Origin of the sequence: Microcoleus sp. PH2017_08_TRC_O_A (genome assembly GCF_020738665.1) — a bacterium.
GTDB lineage: Bacteria > Cyanobacteriota > Cyanobacteriia > Cyanobacteriales > Microcoleaceae > Microcoleus.
In genome coordinates this window covers 1-16796 of record NZ_JAEQCE010000147.1, presented here as the reverse complement: position 1 = coordinate 16796, position 16796 = coordinate 1, and the positions used below count along the sequence as shown (strand labels likewise).

Genomic DNA, 16796 nt, shown 5'->3' with positions numbered 1-16796 from the left:
CAACTACGTACCTAAGAGCGCTGAAGCGCAACTACGTACCTAAGAGCGCTGAAGCGCAACTACGTACCTAAGAGCGCTGAAGCGCAACTACGTACCTTTGTTTAAGTGGATTTTTCTGTTTGTAGTGGCGCAGACAACAGGGCTCAAGCGCAACTACAAACCTGTTGATTAGCGGAAGGGTGGCGAGTACAGTAAACCGCCATCTTTCCAGAGTTTGTTTTGACCCCGGTCTAACTTAAGTGTACTTTTCGGGCCGAGGTTGCGATCGTACATTTCCCCGTAATTCCCCACTTTCTTCACAACGCGGACAGCGTAGTCGTTCGGGAGTCCGAAACCTTTACCTAAATCTCCTTCTTTTCCTAGCAAACGTTTGACGTTTGGGTCTGTAGTGCTGGCGACAGTTTGGTCTACATTTCCTGAATTAATTCCTAAATCTTCAGCTTCAATCGCCGCAAAAATAATCCATCTCACCGCATCCGACCATTTCGGATCGCCGCTTTTCACCGCTGGGGCTAACGGTTCTTTTGACATTACGATCGGCAAAACAACATTATTCTCAGGATTCGGTAGAGTTGTGCGCTTCGACACGAGTTGCGATCGATCGGCTGTAACACCTTGACAGCGACCTTCTTGATAAGTGCCAAAGGTAGTATTCGCATCTTCAAACACCACAGGAGTGTATTTAACTCCTAATTTTCGCATTTGGTCGGACAAATTTTGTTCGGTACTCGTACCTGTCTGCACGCAGATAGATTTGCCCGCAAAATCTTTTAAACTTTTAATGCCGCTATCTTTTTTGACCATGATGCTTTGAGAGTCATAAAAGATTATCGGGGCAAATTCCAAGCCGGTAGTGCTGTCGCGACTCGCCGTGTAGGTGGTATTTCGGCTGAGAATATCGATTTCTCCAGCCTGCAAAACTGTAAACCTATCTTTGGCGTTGAGCTTTCGGTATTCGACTTTTTCGGGATCGTCAAATATAGCCGCAGCGATCGCCCTGCAAACATCTACATCCAAGCCGGAGTATTTGCCTTTTTCGTCTACAAAGCTAAAACCCGGCAGTTCGCCACTAACGCCGCAAATCAATTTGCCGCGGCTGACAATTGTATCTATGCGACTCGGGCCTTGTTGCGATTTGCCTTCAGCAGTGGTGGCTGGTGTTTGACCGACTTGTGCCGATCGATCCCTACAAGATGCCAGCGGTGCCACAAACAACACACTTGCCAGCAACAGAAATCCCAATTTACGCATACATTTTACCAGTAGAACACTTTCTCGACGATCCTAACTTGTCGGTGTCGAGAACTGTTGCGATCGGCAATCTAGAAAACCTCACCATTTCAAATTAACCATTCTCAACCCGGTGTCGCACCCTGAAAAGCGCACCGGCTAACCGCCTATTATTTTTTTGCCCGCTGCGGGCGATCGACCTTTCCTGTAATATTTATCCAATTTTGATTTAATGCGCTCAGAACCGCTCTGGTGCTAGGCGCTGCTCGGCTAAATCGCGGATTAGCGACAGCCGAGACTCGATGTACTCGTTCAACAAATCTGTTTCGTTGCCATTGAGCGCAGAGTTCATCTTCAATTGCTTCAGCAGCCACTGTACCAGGGTTGCATCGTCCAAATTGACTAACAGAGTCGCTTGGGTAGTTTCAATTAAAGACCAGAGTTGGCGTAACATGACTGGAGTCATAAAACCTCGTTGAGCGTAAATACGCACTTAGTGGGCTGGCTGGGCGATGGGTTGGTCTTAGTGTTTCAAGCCGATAGACGAAAAGTAGCCGTCTTGTCATCGGCTTAATGATTATTTTATATTTGACCACAATAACTTAATATAGTAGTGTCAAAAGCTACAACACACAAGATGTTATAAAGGGTATGAAAAAAATAAGTTAAAAATCCCCAAGCTTTGTCGATACTGGTTTCTATGACTGGCATATTTAGCCTTTCATACCGTAAATCAGCAACGCCGAATTTCCAATCTCGTCACATAGAGATAAATATCTTGATAAATTTTTAAGAATCTTTACATAAAGACCGGGCGGTTGAAACCGCGTCTACACAAACAAAACCCGCCGACGCGGGTTGAAGAGTCGTAGCGTAGCGGGGATCCATCCATCGCACGCACATTCTCTCAAATTCCATATTTCTTAGTCCGCGGAGGCGGACATCGTTTGTGTAGATGCGGTTTCCAACCGCCGTCCTGAGAAAATTGAGCGATTAAGCAGAGTCCGCGGAGGCGGACATCGTTTGTGTAGATGCGGTTTCCAACCGCCGTCCTGAGAAAATTGAGCGATTAAGCAGATAATTCAGCAGCGGCCAACTTTTTAACCCCCGCTAGAATTATTTCTAATTCAGCGATGATTTTCGTAGCGCCCTCCAAATCGTTGGATTCGGCCAGAGTTTGAAGCTGAGCAGCCATCTGGGGCATTAACCGCACCGCCGCCGTAGCGCTGACACCTTTAATTTGATGCGCGCGGCGGGCCAGTGTCTCCAAGTCTCCCGAGGCGATCGCACTTTTAGCAGATTCTAAATAACTGCCAGTATCCACCACAAAAGCTTGCAGTATTTCCCGCTCAAAATCTAAATCAGTGCCGGCAATTTCGTGCAAGCGTGCCATATCAACTACGCATTCTAGATCCGAAGCAGAGTTTTGGACTTCCTCACCCTTAAACTGAGGAATTTCAACTTTTAACTGTACCGACCAATTTTCTAGTACAGATTTTAACTTTTCGATGGAAATAGGTTTGCTAATATAATCATCCATACCCGCCGCCAGACACTTTTCCCGATCGCCCTTCAAAGCATTTGCCGTCATCGCAATCACCACCGTCTTGCGATCGGGCTCCCTCGAACCAGCAGCAGTGCCTGTCGCTTCCATGCGGCGCAATTCCAGCGTAGCTTCGTAACCGTCCAAAATCGGCATCTGACAGTCCATCAGCACAATGTCATACTTTTTGATAGCCAGCATCGATAGCGCCTCAGCGCCGTTATTTGCCACATCCGTCGCACATCCCAAAACCTTGAGTTGATTCAGACCAACTTTTTGATTGATCGGAGTATCTTCAACTAACAAAATCTTTAAGCTAGCTAACTCCCGGTTGTCAATAGAGGAGTCTGGATTTGTCGTTGGATTTGCCAGCCGTGAGTCAACCACTGCACCCGGGGCGATCGCATTTACCAAACACTCAAACAGCCGGTGAGCTTTCACAGGTTTAGTTAAATAACCGCTAAAACCAATATCTACCAAACGTTTAGCCTCCGATGTCTGAGTAATTGAAGTCAGCACCACCCAATGCGTCTGCTGCATTGCCGGCTCAGCAATCATCAAACGTTCCAGACTTCCCGCCACCATTTCCGGCAACTGAATATCAACCAAAATGATATCGTAAGGGGATTTTATGCTGACAGCTTTGTACAGAGATGCGATCGCCATCCAACCATTCTCAACCTCATCAACTTCCATCCCCCACAAAACAGCCATTCTCAGCAGCACTTTTCGCACTGTGGGCTTGTCGCTAGCAACTAACATTTTCTGCCCCGCCAGCACCGTTTGCAAATTCACTGAGCACGCTGTCCCAGCCCCAGTTAAATTTTCCTTAAGTGCCGGCACAGTAAACCAAAAAGTCGAGCCTTTACCGGGGGTACTTTCCACACCAATTTTACCCCCTAGCAGCTCCACCAACTGCTTAGAAATAGCCAGACCCAAACCTGTTCCACCGTACTTTCTCGTAGTAGAAGCATCAACTTGAGTAAAAGATTGAAACAGCTTTTTTTGGTCTTCGGCAGCAATCCCAATCCCTGTATCTGTGACCTTGAACAGTAGGAATAGCGAGCGATTGATTCCTAGTTTTAATGGTTGGATATTCTCTAATTTTTTCTGGTCGTCGCTGGCTGCCAATATCCCAGGAATCCTGCCAGTTGAAACCTCAATTACTATTTCTCCTGCTTCCGTGAACTTAATCGCATTGTTAATTAAATTAGTGAGGATTTGCCGCAATCGTGCTGCATCCCCTTTAATTTGCAGCGGCACGTCGGTATCAATCAGCGCCACCAATTCTATACCTTTAGTTTGTGCGGGAGTTGCCAACAAATCCAGCACTTCATCCAGACAGATACTGAGGTCAAATTCGATGGTTTCTAAGCGCATTTCTCCAGCTTCCAGTTTGGAAAGGTCAAGAATATCGTTAATGATGGACAGCAAATTTTGACCGCTGAGTTTCAGCGTCTGCACAAAGTCTAGCTGTTCGGGAGTAAGATTTGTTTTCAGCAGCAAATCTGTCATCCCCATCACTCCATTCATCGGAGTGCGGATTTCGTGACTCATATTTGCTAAAAATAGTGACTTCATTCGAGACGCTTCCAAAGCGGCTTCTCGGGCTTGCTGCGCTTGCTCAAACAGAGTAGATTGCTGAATGGCGATCGCCAACTGCACGCTCAACCTTCCCAGCAAATCCACCTCAGAATCAGTCCAAGCGCGCGGGGCACTGCACTGGTGGGCAACCAGCAACCCCCACAACCGATTTTGACGCTTGTCCAAACTCTCGATCTGCGACTTAATTCTAGGAGTTTCTGGCGAATATTCTATTGCTAATTCCTGACTTTCGTCGCCGATAAAAATTGGTACAACTAAATTAGCCCTTACCTGCAATTTCACCAGTAAATCTCGGTGAATCTGGCTCAAATTAGCATTATAAATATCTTCAACTGCTTGAATCTTGCCAGCCCGGTACATCGCTTTGTAACTTTCCCCAAAAGATTTTTCCTGAAGTTTTCTGCCCAGCATAGGCATCCAATCAGATCCTACAGATTCGACAACCACAATCCCTGTGTCATCGGAATCAAAACGATAAATTACCGTGCGATCGGTTGCCAGTAATTGCCGTACCTCTTGTACAGCCGTGCTCAGAGTTTGAGTGAGGTTGAGAGACTGTCGCACTCGCTGGGCGATCGCCGAAACTAGCCGTTCCTGTTCTGCCTGTTCCAGCAGCATTCTTTCAGCTTGCTTGCGTTCTGTGACATCGCGAATTACCGCAGCAAAGCACAGCGGTTCGCTGGTTTGAGGGTGCTTGACCAGAAAAGCATTCATCACAACATCAATGTGTTTTCCAGTACGCAAGTGCTGCATTTTACCTTCTCCTTGCCACTGGCCCTGACTGATAATTTTTGGCAAAATCTCTTGACTAAATTCCTGTTTAAAAGTTTCGCCGATATAATCCCATATTTCCGTATAAAGCAATTCCGAAATATTCTCTATTCCCACCAGTTTTCGTCCGGCTTCATTAACAAACAGCGTTTGCCCTTCGAGAGTAGCCATACCAATAAAATCGCTGCTATTTTCAATCAGCGACACAAATTTTTGTCGTTCTTCTTCACCTTTTTTGCGTTCAGTAATATCGCGCTTAACGCAGACGTGACAAATTATATCGCCGCTGTTGTTAATCACAGAGTATGCCGCCACCTCGATCGCCAGCGTGCGACCTTTTTTAGTAAAGTTAGTAATTTCGCCCCGAAAAGTTCCAGTTTTCGCTAAACTTTTGGAAATCGCAGAAAAGCGTTCCCCCGCCACCAGCGGCGGCGTTTCTATTTCTAATTCGGCGTCTGTATATTCTAATAGCGATTGGTGAGCGCGATTTTGTTCCAGGAAAAACCCATCAGCATCGATAATCACCATCGCATCGTTGGAGTTTAAAAATATTTCTCGGTAAAGTTTGAGTTTTTCCTCAGCTAGCTTGCGTTCGGTGATGTCCCTTTTGACGCTGACATAACAAACTACTTCCCCAGCATCATTGAGAACCGCAAAAGCCGAAAGTTCCACCTCAACTATTCCCCCTTGCAAATCCTTAACACAGGTCATTTCGCCTCGGTAACTCCCTGTTGCGACCAAGATTTGCAGCACCGATGTAAATATCTCTTCTCCCATATGAATTGCAGGGGTTTTACCCCACAATTTGGATACACTGTAACCCAGCAAAGCCGTGTGAGCTTGATTTGTTTCCAAATAATAGCCTTGCGGGTCTAAAATGGCGATCGCATCGTTAGACTTTAAAAATATTTCTTGATAAAGTTGCAGTTTTAACTCAGCTTGTTTGCGATCGCTAATATCCGTGAACAAGCCATAATAAACTATCTCTCCCGATCCTTGCATTTCCGGTTGTGCAGCCCCTTGAATCCATTTAAGTTTTCCAGAGGGAGTGATAATTCTGCCTTCCCACCGCCAAGGCTGCAAATTTTCCGCAGCCAGCCTTACCGAGTTCCGAAAATCATCTCTATCTTCGGGATGAATCATGTCAACAATTGCACGAATATCCTGCTGAGCCACCTCCGGTTCTATTTCATACAATTCTCGGCAGCCCGCGCTCACAAACGAGAAGGCTATCGAGCCATCTAGATGCAAGTCAACTTGATATACCGTACCGGGTACGCTAGCAGTAATTTTTTGCAGTTTGGCTTGGCTTTGATTCCGGGCTTCATCTGTCGCCTGCAATTGAGCAATCTCCCGAGAAATACCCAAAATCCCAAATATACTGCCATCCGCATCGCGCAGGGGCAGTTTTTGCGTGTCAAAGACCTGCTGTTTGCCACCTGCACAGGCGATCGCCTGGTAGGGATTGCGAACCGTCTCCCCCCCCAGCACAGCCCGATCGTCCTCGCGAATGCCTCTAATTGAGCCGTGGCGATCGCCAAATACTGCTGGTTCTGAGAAACCTAATTCGATATCATCTTTGCCAATAATTTCTTCAACCTTTTTCCCCAAATATGCAGCAAAACTTTGATTGACAAAAATGTATCTAAAATTTCGATCTTTCGCAAAAACTCTATCCGGCGCACCGTCCATTAAAGCCCGCAACAATAGCTCTTGGCTTGACCCATCTAGAGCAAAATTATTTTGAACAGTTCCCTTGACATCCGTCTGTTTAGCTGCTAAATTAGTTAACGATTTAACACAAATTTGAGCGACAGTGTGGAGCAAACAAAGGTGTTCAAAATTAAAAGCAGTTCCCTGCTCTGCACCGATGAAAAATACTCCCAACAATTCTTCACTGTCCTCCGGGTTAGCCGGTGCCATCAACACCGACTTAAACTGAGCAATTGGCCCGCCAGCGATGTTGTACGCCCAGTCTCGACTTCCGGCCAGCCATTGGGTGCGAGTAGCTTGCAAGCAGGCTGCTATTTCAGATTTGACCGATTCAGTTAACGGGTGTAAGTGTTGCAGGTAGATGCGATCGTCCGGTAGAGTTAAAAGTGTGATCGTCTCAGCAGGAATCAGGCGCCCGAGATGTGCCAGACAAGCAGACCAAATTTCATCAGCAACCGCAGCAAGTTGTACATTCTCCGTAAGTTCGTTGAGAACTTGCAGTTCCAAGGTACGCTGGCGGACTTTGGCCTTGAGGCTGGCGGCTAGGATTTGCATAGTGCTCACCACACTGGTTTCCTTATATTATAATTATTCATCTTCAAAGTTTTTTAAACAATCATCTTAAAATACATCCGGCAAAAAGACAACTTTTTTATATTTATATAACTTTTAATTGCTAAAAAACCAAAAGCGCGATCGGGAGCGAAGCGACACCGCAAGGCACCTGCTTCGCTCCAGCAGCGAGGTTTAAAGGCGAAATTATCCCATTAAAATCACGTTATCGATCACGTGAATGACACCGTTGTCAGCTTCGATATCGGCCGCGACAACAGTAGCATTCTTCACCTCAAAACCGTCTGAACAATCAATTTTAATCGGCGAACCTTCTAAGGAAGTAACAAAACCGAGTTTTGCCAAATCTGCCTTCATAAACTTGCCGGAGACGACGTGAAACATCAAAATCCTGCTCAGTTGGGGGACATTCTGCACTAGGGTTGTGATAGTTCCCGGTGGCAATTTCGCAAAAGCATCGTCAGTAGGTGCAAAGACAGTGAAAGGGCCCGGACTTTTGAGCGCATCTACTAAATTAGCTACTTGCACCGCCGTTACCAGGGTTTGGAACGAACCCGCACCTACGGCAATATCAACAATATCAGGCATTTGGTTCTACCTCGTTTGGCAAAAAAGTTCTATTAAGTATCGTAAACTGATGCGTGCAACAATACCTACTGTATTTGTTGAAAATTTTGTAATTCGTTTGATCGTTCGGACTTCAGTCCTCTCTTTTTTTGCGGACTGAAGTCCTCACTACGAACCTAATAATGGTTATTTTACACATAAAATTACTAACCAATTTGCACTTTAACGGCGCGATACTTTGAAATTGCTACAAGACTGCTTGCGGTTGGGATACCAAGATCTCTGTTGCTAAATCTGCTATTTCAGAATTTAGGTTTTCTTCCTTGTAAATGCTGAAACTGCCGTACAAAATTGAAATTTCAAAAATGTCTGTAGTAATTACAGCAGGCTTGCGGTGTTCCGGTTCGCCCAAAGAAATTCCTAAAAATTCTGCTTCAAGTTCGCCAACTTCCTCTTCATCGTGTACAGTCCACCCGATATCGCGACAGTCCTTAAATGCCAGAACATAAGGCAATCTTTCTTCTGGATTGTAGACGCATTCGATCGATACCTCGTTTCCCCACGAAGAGACCTTGACATTGGTAATTAAAGATGTAAAACCACCCAAACCAAGTAAGTTATAGTCATCCTTCCAATCATTCATTTAATTTTTCTCCCGTATTGTGAGTACCTGGAATGAAATTGCCAAATTCGTCTCGCGTTCGCAATAAATGACCATCTCGATCGAGACGGAAACCTTTGTTGATATTTCTGCCGTCTGAGGCATATTTCGGTGCTGGCGTTCTAATCACTTCACCGTTAGGACGGATCGCGAGTGTTGACTTATCCAGAAATTTATATGCAACATAGCCATCTCTAGTAGTTCTGATTTCTGCACCCAGTCCACGCAAAAAGTCATCGACTTCTTGGCGAGTCATTCCGGTTAAGTCTCCAAATTCCGATGCAGTTCCATTTCATCCAACTCCCTAGTTCAACTTTGACTACGCGGTTCTTTTCCGCTTCCGCTTTAGGCAAAGTCAGGTTTAAAACCCCATTTTTGTACTCAGCTTGTACGCTGTCATTTTGAACTCGTGCAGGTAGGGGAATCACCCGGCGGAAGGAACCGTAAGCTTCCATGCCCGGAATTTCTAACTTAAGGTGGATGGCTTCAGGAGTGATTTTAGATTTTAGAGGCGACCCCACGGATAAATTCGGGGGAAGAGAGGATTTTAGATTTTCGATTTGGGATTGATTCCACGGATAAATCACGTGGCGGATACCACCTGTGAAATTCTTGGTCATCGAGTTCGGCGGCCGGTACAAAAGCCACACCGTTAGATGCGCGATCGGTTGCCGGAGTTAAGCTATCAAACAACCGATTCATTTCTCGCTGCAAGGAGTCCATTTCCCGCAAAGGTTCCCAACGAATAAGTGCCATAATTGATACCTCAAATCTCTTAAGTTTCTAAAGGTTGAGAAACACTTGATTCAACCTGTATCTAATATATTTAAGATCCAGAAACTGTGGGATGCGGTTTTCTGGAATTTGCCGATCGCATTTCCGAACATTTGCGATGGTTAATGCTGAGCCAGCCCAACAATTTTAGATTTTAGATTTTAGATTTTAGATTTTAGCAGTGACTCGACTGATGAATCTGGTAGCTGGAACTGAACTCTCTCATTTTGGCTCTCCACGACTCCTGTGGGAAAGCAAGTATCCGTTTTTAGGCGAAGTCAGTCGATTTAAGATTTGACTCCACTGCTGAATCAAAGGACGAGGAAATTCCATCTAGAATTTTTCGCAGCAGGCGGCGCGATTCAAGCGCAGCGCAACCCAACAATTTGAGATTTTAGATGCGCGATCGAGAATTCCCCACCTAAAATCTCAAATCCCAGATTTCAAATAGAAACACCATTAACCCCACCGTGAATGCTGATAAGAAGCGTAGGTATCAAACAAAGCACCCACTAAACTAAAAGCTAGACCAATCACCAAAAATCCCTGGAGAGGACAGCCGCTGCCGAAAGTGGCTAAAAACTGCAAAATCTGGTCTTCTCCAGAACGACCGACTGCTTGCAAAGCAGGCACAAGACCGATCAACGAAAAGCTAGTCAATCCCGCGCCGATTAACAATAAGGGAGCGACAAAGCTCAAGAGGCCCGTCAGCAGTAAAGAGCGAAGAAAATTAGGAAATATGCTCATAAGAGTCAGTAAATTCAGCTAAACTGCCGAAAGGTGCAAGTAAAATAAACTTGTCCTTTTCTACGATAGGCAGCGATCGCCCTCAGTGGCCAATTCTGTCAGAAATCTTAAATCTTAGAGAAGAAACTTGTTTAAGATTTGTAGATAGATTTCATTTTTGCAGTTGTTCTACAGTCAAAGTCCCTTGAGCACAACTACACCATCAAGCCTCAGTTTGTGGAGTCAGCGGTTACTGGCAGCCATTTTATTGGGCGGCCAAGTCATGCTGCACTTGCTAACTCGCAAAATTAACCGTCGCAACACCCTTGACCAAATGGCAGCAGTTGGCCCGGAATCGCTGCTGATTTCTTTGCTGACTGCGGGTTTTGTCGGCATGGTATTTACGGTTCAGGTAGCCAGGGAGTTTATTAACCTCGGTGCCGGTAATGTCGTCGGTGGCGTTTTGGCTTTGTCTTTGACTCGCGAACTCGGCCCGGTGTTAACAGCCGTAATCGTTACGGGACGGGTTGGTTCGGCTTTTGCTGCGGAAATTGGCACGATGCAAGTCACAGAGCAGATAGATGCCATGCTGATGCTCAGAACAGACCCGATCGACTATTTAGTAATTCCCCGCGTTTTAGCTTGCTGCTTGATGCTGCCAATTCTGACAATATTGTCCCTCGTCACGGGCATCGCCGGCGGGATGCTGATTGCGACGACAATGTACGGCATCTCTCAAAATGTGTTTTTAGAATCAGTCCGCCATTTCCTGAGTCTGTGGGACATTTGCAGCGCTGCTATTAAGGCTTTTGTGTTCGGTGGTTTGATTGCTGTCATCGGCACTAGCTGGGGTTTGACGACTACCGGCGGCGCCAAAGGCGTCGGCCAATCGACTACCACAGCGGTGGTGACGGCTTTGCTGGCTATTTTTATTGTTAACTTTTTCCTGACTTGGCTGATGTTTCAGGGTACTGGCTCTAGCGTACTCAAAGGCTTGTAAGCTAGGAAATGGATAAAATATAAATAATTGGCAACATTACTTTACTACCCCCTGATTTAAACCCGTGACTACAACTACCTCTGGGACTGCGCCCACAGATACGATCGAACTTGCACCGAGTTATGCGATTCCCCTAGTGCTGGTACTGGCCTCTGTACCGCTGCTGTTCGTGCAGAAGTGGGTGAGTTTGCCACTTTCGGTGTTCGGCTTGTTTCTGATGTACCAAGCCGCCACTATCCGGCTACAGTTTACTCCAACGGATTTGGACATTTATCGATCGCAAAACTTAATCCGCCAATTTCCTTACCGACAATGGCAAAATTGGCGGATATTTTGGCCCGCAGTGCCGATTTTGTTCTATTTCAAAGAAATTAACAGCATTCACTTTCTGCCGGTTCTGTTCGATCGTAAAATGCTACAGACCTGCTTAGAACAGCGCTGTCCCCGTCAAGACTAAACAAGTTGTTAATTTTAAATTTTTAACTTCTTCTGTGCCCCACGCCGAACAAATTTCCTATGAATTCAGACGAATCTCCCACCCAAAAACCGCAATCGCAACCAGCCGCTGATGGCGAACCAAATTTGCCCGTGAATGAGACGGAAAACCAATTGCCATCTCAAATACAGGAATTGTCGATCGCCCAAAACGATCTCACATCGCAAATTCCTCCCGAAATAGACCCCTGGGACGAGGAAAATCCCCAAATCACCCCTGTGGTGGACGAAGCGGGCGCGATCGCCCAAAGTTCGCCAGAAACTGAGGATAGCGAATCTGAAAGTGCGATCGATCGAATCGAACCCGAAACAGACTCCCAGCCAACAGCAACCGCAGAAACGGTAACGCCCGTACCAGAAAATGTTACCGAAAGTTTGGCAAATAGAGTCAAAGCATTGCAACAGCAAGAACAAGATTTGACCGCCAGAATTGCCAGCTTGGAAGCCGACAAAACTAAGGCGTTAGAAGCCTTGGGCGAGGCTCAAGCATCGATCGGGCGTTTGGTACAAGACGGCTTGATACAGCTAGATCATCGCAAACAAGCGCTGCAAATTGAAGTAGAAAAACTCGAACGCAGGCGCGATCGAATTCAAAAGGAAATGCGAACTACTTTCGCCGGAGTTTCCCAAGATTTAGCAATCAGAGTTCAAGGTTTCAAAGACTATCTAGTCGGCAGTTTGCAGGATTTAGCAGCTACCGCCGAACTCTTAGATATGACGCCGCCGGTGCAAGAAACTTCCAAGCAAATCTCTGTTGAGGAGTCTCAATCCTCTTCCCCGGTAAATCCCAGATTTGCTGAACAAGGATTTCAAGAACAAGCCAAACAAATTCGCCGCACCCTAGACCAATATCGCACTCTCCCCGACTATTACGGCCCGCCTTGGCAACTCCGGCGCACTTTTGAACCCATCCACGCCGAACGAGTTTCTAACTGGTTTTTCACCCAAGGAGGAAGAGGTGCATTGCGAACTATGGGTTCGCGGTTGCAAAATATCTTGATTAGTTCGACGATTATTTCTGTACTCAGAAGCGTCTACGGCCCACGGGTGCGGACATTGGTGCTCGCGAACAGTCCCGAACGTTTGGGTGAGTGGCGCCGGGGTTTGCAGGATTGTTTGGGGATTACTCGCACCGATTTTGGCCCGGAACGTGGCATTATTATGTTTGAGTCTGCGGAGGCTTTGGCCCAAAAAGCCGATCGACTCGTGAGAGATGGTAAGTTGCCTTTAATTGTGATAGACGAAACAGAAGATTTAATCAGTTTGTCGATGCTGCAATTTCCGCTGTGGTTGGCCTTTGCTTCCGATCCGCAAACTTTAACGACTTCTAAGGATTTTTAAAGAAGGAAGAAGGAAGAAGGAAGAAGGAAGAAGGAAGAAAAGACATCTTCAGAAATTAGTTTTAATTTCTTGCTATCCAATAACTAAAAATTAATTTAGGGAGATGTCAGAGGGCGGGAGATTAAAGAATAATCGTTAAGTTTGTAGTGAGGACTTTAGTCCTCAAAAGTAATGAAAGAGGGAATTTATTATGGGTGTGTGGTTGAGTTTAAATGCAGCATTGTTAATCGCAGCTTACTTGCTGGGTTCGATTCCAACTGGGTACGCTTTGGGTAAATGGATGCTGGGGATTGATATTCGGGAAGTAGGTTCTGGTTCGACGGGGGCGACTAATGTACTCAGGACTTTGGGGAAGGGGCCGGGGTTGGCGGTGTTGCTGGTTGATGTGTTGAAGGGCGTAAGTGCGATCGCTCTGATCCGCTACATCTACTCTCTAGAGTTTACCAGTCAGCTCGCGATCGGCGCCCATTTAGAAAATACAGCAACAGTCATTCCTTGGATGGCAACTTTAGCGGGTTTATTTGCAGTTTTGGGCCACAGCAAATCAATCTGGCTGGGATTTACCGGCGGCAAATCTGTGGCGACGAGTTTGGGAGTTTTGCTCGGTTTGTACTGGCCAGTTGGGTTGGGAACTTTCGGAATTTTTGGAATAGTTTTTGCGGTGTCGCGAATTGTTTCTTTGAGTTCGATTGTCGGATCAATTAGCGTAGCTGGATTGATGTTTGTGTTAAATCAGCCGCTAGCTTATGTATTGTTTGGACTGGCGGGCGGCGTATTTGTAATCGTGCGGCACCGCAGCAATATTCAGCGTCTGTTGAACGGTACTGAACCGAAAATTGGACAGAAATTGGAAACAGCAGCTAGCGAGTAATTAGACCAGAGTGCGATCGCTTTTTATATCGTTTCTGCTGTCATAGGAATAATATCATTCCGAATGCAGTGTGAGCTTAATATAGCCTTTCTCAAATAAATGAGGTATGCCCAATCCCTCCGCTTCGCTTCGCCCAATCCCTCCGCTTCGCCCTATTTGGTCAATGCCCATACCCTATGAGCACCGCACTGTTACTTAGAAAGGCTATATCTCGCGGCTGTCATCCTCGCGAGCGAGGAGAATCGCACTGTGGTATAATTCCCTAGTTAGCGGATTAGATATCAATTAGTCCCCATAACAGACCGCAATTCCAGCACAAATCCGGGCAAAATATCTTCCCCTGAGAGCGTAACAGGAGACTGCAATATTTCTATTTCTCGATCGCTCCTATAAATCTCCACACTCCGGGTTTGCGGGTCAATCAACCACCCCAAACAAGCGCCATTTTCCCGATATTCCTGCATTTTTTCTCGCGTTTCTTTGATAGAATCAGTAGGAGAGCGCAATTCCACAACAAAATCAGGACACAGTGGGGGAAATTTTCTTCTTTCCTCAGCAGTTAAAGCTTCCCACCTTTCGCGTTTTACCCAAGAAGCATCGGGAGAGCGATTACCACCATTTGGCAGTTTAAAGCAAGTAGAAGAATCAAAAGCAATTCCTAAATTTGGATTTCGGCGACTCCAGGATTGCAGTTGATAGGATAAATCCATATTGCGATTTCCCGTTTCTCCTCCCGTCGGTGGAACCATCAGCAGTTCTCCTTTGGCATTTCGTTCAAATTTATAATCGCGGTGATGTTGGCACAGTTCGTAAAACTGATCGTCTGTTAACTCGATCCACGGACTTAAATCTAATTTTAAAGTCATCATGGCATTAACACCTATTTCCCTAATTCTTGAGAGCGCAAACAAGCTGCTTTCACTGCTTCGATCGCGGCAGAACGAAAGCCACTGCTCTCTAATTTAGCAATTCCGGCAATAGTTGTGCCGCCGGGACTTGTCACCCGATCTTTCAATTCTGCTGGGTGCATCCCCGTTTCTTGCAATAGCTTCGCTGTACCGAATACTGTTTGGATGGCTAATTGGGAGGCGATCGCCCGCGGCAGTCCAGCACAAACTCCGCCATCTGTCAAGGCTTCGATAAAAATCGCCACATAACCAGGGCCGGAACCCGAAAGCCCTGTCACCGCATCCAGCATACTTTCGGGCACTTCGACCACTTCTCCCACAGCCTCAAAGATCCGCTTTACCAATTCTAAATCGGCTGGTTGCACAAGTTTTCCTGGGGCGATCGCACTCATTCCCGCGCCTACCGTTGCCGGAGTATTTGGCATCACCCGCAGCACTACTCGCCCCGGAAACGCTGCTTCGAGCTTGCTCAGGGGAACTCCTGCCAAAATCGACACGATCGCAGCTTCTGGCTGAGAATTAGCTGTTTCTCCATTATTTGCTTGTTGGCGATCGATCCCCACGGCCAATTCCAAAGCTACTTTCTCAAAAATTTGCGGTTTAATCGCCAAAAACAGCACTTCTGTAGCGGTAGCAACTTCTAGATTGCTGGCTGTTGTTCCAATTCCGTAGGTTGCCGTCAAAAATTCGCGCCGTTGCGGTTGCGGATCGCTCACCAATATTTCTGATGGTAAATAAACTTTTTGTGCTATTAAGCGGGATAAGAGAGCTTCTCCCATTACTCCGCCGCCGATCGTACCAAATTTTATCATAGTTATTGGTTATTAGTTATTGGTTATTGGTTATTGGTTATTGGTTATTGGTTATTGGTTATTAGTTATTAGTTATTAGTTATTGGTTATTGGTTATTAGTTATTAGTTATTAGTTATTAGTTATTAGTTATTAGTTATTAGTTAACAGTGCGTTGTTTGTAGGATGCGTCACTTTCGACTATCTAAAACTTCCATTTCTCATCTGGTAGCGACGCACCTTACTATACTGGTTTTTTGAATGAATTTCTGTCAACAACTTTTGGAGTCAACTGTCAACAGCCAACAGCTTTCGGAATCAACTGTCAACTGTCAACTGTCAACTGACTACTGAGCCATTTGAGCTTGTTCAGCCGGCCAGACTGTCGGTGCGGGAGCAGCCGCAGCAGGGCGCGGGCGGCCTTGAGCTGGGGGCACTTCGTGAACCACACCAGACTGAGTTCTTACTTGCACGCAGCTAGGCGTAAACAAGAAAATGCTTTCGCCAATACGCTCTTGATGACCGTCAAGGGCATAAGTACCGCCCGCCACAAAGTCCACAGCTCTTTGCGCTTGGTCTGGATCCATCACCGTTAGGTTCAAAACAACAGATTTGCGTTCTTTAAGAGCTCGAATTGCTGCCGGCATCTCTTCAAAAGTGCGCGGCTCCATTACTACTACTTCCGAAATCCCGTTCATAGATCCAGGCATTCCAATCACGTTATTCATTACTGATCCTACTCCCCCGGTTGGTGCAACAACATCTGTACCTGTCGATCCTACTACTGACCGCTCCCGCATTCTGCGATTTTGGCGGCGTTCTTCTTCTGCTGCGGCGACAGCAGCAGCAGAAGTGGAAGTGGCGGAGTTTGGTTCAGGCTGTTGGTAGGCGTTCGCAAAGCGCTCGCTTTCGGTTTCGTCGTACTCGTAATCGTATTCAGGCTCATTGTTGAAGCCTACAAAATCTCGTAGCTTAGAAAAAATGTTCACCATTTAAGCTCCTTCACGACTGTGCTGCCCCGACTATACTCGCGTTGCGGGTTAGCCGCGGGTCGTTAACTACTGCTACACAAAACTTAGCTAAACTTTCTCAAGTCTCACTATTCAATCAAGATTGCTCTTGAAGGGTTTGCTTCCTGCTTCACCCAAGGGAGTCGGCTCGCAACTTGTCCACAGGCGTAAATTCGGATGTAGCCCATCCTAATCCAAAAAACAATTCTAGCGGTCGC

General features: G+C 46.2%; 14 protein-coding genes and 2 pseudogenes. 4 read left to right on the top strand and 12 right to left on the bottom strand.

What is annotated here, in order from left to right; translation table 11 throughout:
• Positions 1-168: 168 nt before the first annotated feature.
• The 9 genes and pseudogenes from JGK22_RS31790 to JGK22_RS31750 form a co-directional block, all read right to left on the bottom strand.
• Positions 169-1251 (bottom strand): amino acid ABC transporter substrate-binding protein, encoded by a 1083-nt coding sequence (locus JGK22_RS31790; RefSeq protein WP_293186995.1) that lies wholly within the window; start codon positions 1249-1251, stop codon positions 169-171.
• 217 nt (positions 1252-1468) lie between these two features.
• Positions 1469-1696: a hypothetical protein gene (locus JGK22_RS31785; RefSeq protein WP_293148799.1), complete on the bottom strand. Its 228-nt coding sequence runs from the start codon at positions 1694-1696 to the stop codon at positions 1469-1471.
• Between the two features lie 603 nt (positions 1697-2299).
• Positions 2300-7417 carry a PAS domain S-box protein gene (locus JGK22_RS31780; protein WP_293314461.1) on the bottom strand — a complete coding sequence of 1706 codons (5118 nt, stop codon included), beginning with the start codon at positions 7415-7417 and terminating at the stop codon, positions 2300-2302.
• Between the two features lie 204 nt (positions 7418-7621).
• Entirely contained in the window at positions 7622-8023 is a 402-nt protein-coding gene (locus JGK22_RS31775) for a fasciclin domain-containing protein (RefSeq protein ID WP_194011615.1), read from the bottom strand.
• A gap of 226 nt (positions 8024-8249) precedes the next feature.
• The gene (locus JGK22_RS31770; protein WP_293186996.1) at positions 8250-8645 is read right to left on the bottom strand and encodes a hypothetical protein; all 396 of its coding nucleotides are present in this window, start codon (positions 8643-8645) and stop codon (positions 8250-8252) included.
• Positions 8638-8919 (bottom strand): hypothetical protein, encoded by a 282-nt coding sequence (locus JGK22_RS31765; RefSeq protein ID WP_293186997.1) that lies wholly within the window; start codon positions 8917-8919, stop codon positions 8638-8640. Before JGK22_RS31765 ends, JGK22_RS31770 begins: the two co-directional genes overlap by 8 nt.
• A gap of 46 nt (positions 8920-8965) precedes the next feature.
• Positions 8966-9157 (bottom strand): annotated as a pseudogene (locus JGK22_RS31760) (Hsp20/alpha crystallin family protein); the annotation flags it as partial.
• Between the two features lie 121 nt (positions 9158-9278).
• A pseudogene (locus JGK22_RS31755) lies at positions 9279-9419 on the bottom strand (Hsp20/alpha crystallin family protein); the annotation flags it as partial.
• 477 nt (positions 9420-9896) lie between these two features.
• Positions 9897-10184 (bottom strand): hypothetical protein, encoded by a 288-nt coding sequence (locus tag JGK22_RS31750; protein WP_293186998.1) that lies wholly within the window; start codon positions 10182-10184, stop codon positions 9897-9899.
• 184 nt (positions 10185-10368) lie between these two features.
• Between JGK22_RS31750 and JGK22_RS31745 the strand changes: the two genes are divergently transcribed.
• From JGK22_RS31745 to plsY, 4 genes are all read left to right on the top strand, one after another.
• Complete coding sequence (locus JGK22_RS31745; RefSeq protein WP_293218444.1) at positions 10369-11163, top strand: MlaE family lipid ABC transporter permease subunit; 795 nt, start codon at positions 10369-10371, stop codon at positions 11161-11163.
• Between the two features lie 64 nt (positions 11164-11227).
• Positions 11228-11620, top strand: a complete 393-nt coding sequence (locus JGK22_RS31740; protein ID WP_293218442.1) for a DUF3119 family protein — start codon at positions 11228-11230, stop codon at positions 11618-11620.
• A 59-nt stretch (positions 11621-11679) separates the two neighbouring features.
• The gene (locus JGK22_RS31735; protein ID WP_293314459.1) at positions 11680-12999 is read left to right on the top strand and encodes a DUF3086 domain-containing protein; all 1320 of its coding nucleotides are present in this window, start codon (positions 11680-11682) and stop codon (positions 12997-12999) included.
• 190 nt (positions 13000-13189) lie between these two features.
• Entirely contained in the window at positions 13190-13870 is a 681-nt protein-coding gene (gene plsY / locus JGK22_RS31730) for a glycerol-3-phosphate 1-O-acyltransferase PlsY (protein WP_293187002.1), read from the top strand.
• A 281-nt stretch (positions 13871-14151) separates the two neighbouring features.
• On the opposite strand, the gene JGK22_RS31725 is transcribed toward plsY, so the two are convergent.
• The 3 genes from JGK22_RS31725 to JGK22_RS31715 all read right to left on the bottom strand — a co-directional run bounded on the left by JGK22_RS31725 (position 14152) and on the right by JGK22_RS31715 (position 16560).
• The gene (locus tag JGK22_RS31725; protein ID WP_293187003.1) at positions 14152-14739 is read right to left on the bottom strand and encodes a Uma2 family endonuclease; all 588 of its coding nucleotides are present in this window, start codon (positions 14737-14739) and stop codon (positions 14152-14154) included.
• Between the two features lie 11 nt (positions 14740-14750).
• Positions 14751-15596: a pyrroline-5-carboxylate reductase gene (gene proC, locus JGK22_RS31720; protein WP_293187006.1), complete on the bottom strand. Its 846-nt coding sequence runs from the start codon at positions 15594-15596 to the stop codon at positions 14751-14753.
• Positions 15597-15915: 319 nt separating this feature from the next.
• Entirely contained in the window at positions 15916-16560 is a 645-nt protein-coding gene (locus JGK22_RS31715) for a cell division protein SepF (RefSeq protein WP_293187004.1), read from the bottom strand.
• Positions 16561-16796 lie beyond the last annotated feature (236 nt).

Bases quoted from the DNA above. Each gene is read 5' to 3' on its own strand.
- JGK22_RS31715 (WP_293187004.1), bottom strand. From the start codon at position 16,560: ATGGTGAACATTTTTTCTAAGCTACGAGATTTTGTAGGCTTCAACAAT.
- JGK22_RS31770 (WP_293186996.1), bottom strand. From the start codon at position 8,645: ATGAATGATTGGAAGGATGACTATAACTTACTTGGTTTGGGTGGTTTT.
- JGK22_RS31735 (WP_293314459.1), top strand. From the start codon at position 11,680: ATGAATTCAGACGAATCTCCCACCCAAAAACCGCAATCGCAACCAGCC.
- JGK22_RS31790 (WP_293186995.1), bottom strand. From the start codon at position 1,251: ATGCGTAAATTGGGATTTCTGTTGCTGGCAAGTGTGTTGTTTGTGGCA.
- JGK22_RS31780 (WP_293314461.1), bottom strand. From the start codon at position 7,417: ATGCAAATCCTAGCCGCCAGCCTCAAGGCCAAAGTCCGCCAGCGTACC.
- JGK22_RS31750 (WP_293186998.1), bottom strand. From the start codon at position 10,184: ATGAGCATATTTCCTAATTTTCTTCGCTCTTTACTGCTGACGGGCCTC.
- JGK22_RS31775 (WP_194011615.1), bottom strand. From the start codon at position 8,023: ATGCCTGATATTGTTGATATTGCCGTAGGTGCGGGTTCGTTCCAAACC.
- JGK22_RS31765 (WP_293186997.1), bottom strand. From the start codon at position 8,919: ATGACTCGCCAAGAAGTCGATGACTTTTTGCGTGGACTGGGTGCAGAA.
- JGK22_RS31725 (WP_293187003.1), bottom strand. From the start codon at position 14,739: ATGATGACTTTAAAATTAGATTTAAGTCCGTGGATCGAGTTAACAGAC.
- plsY (WP_293187002.1), top strand. From the start codon at position 13,190: ATGGGTGTGTGGTTGAGTTTAAATGCAGCATTGTTAATCGCAGCTTAC.
- JGK22_RS31785 (WP_293148799.1), bottom strand. From the start codon at position 1,696: ATGACTCCAGTCATGTTACGCCAACTCTGGTCTTTAATTGAAACTACC.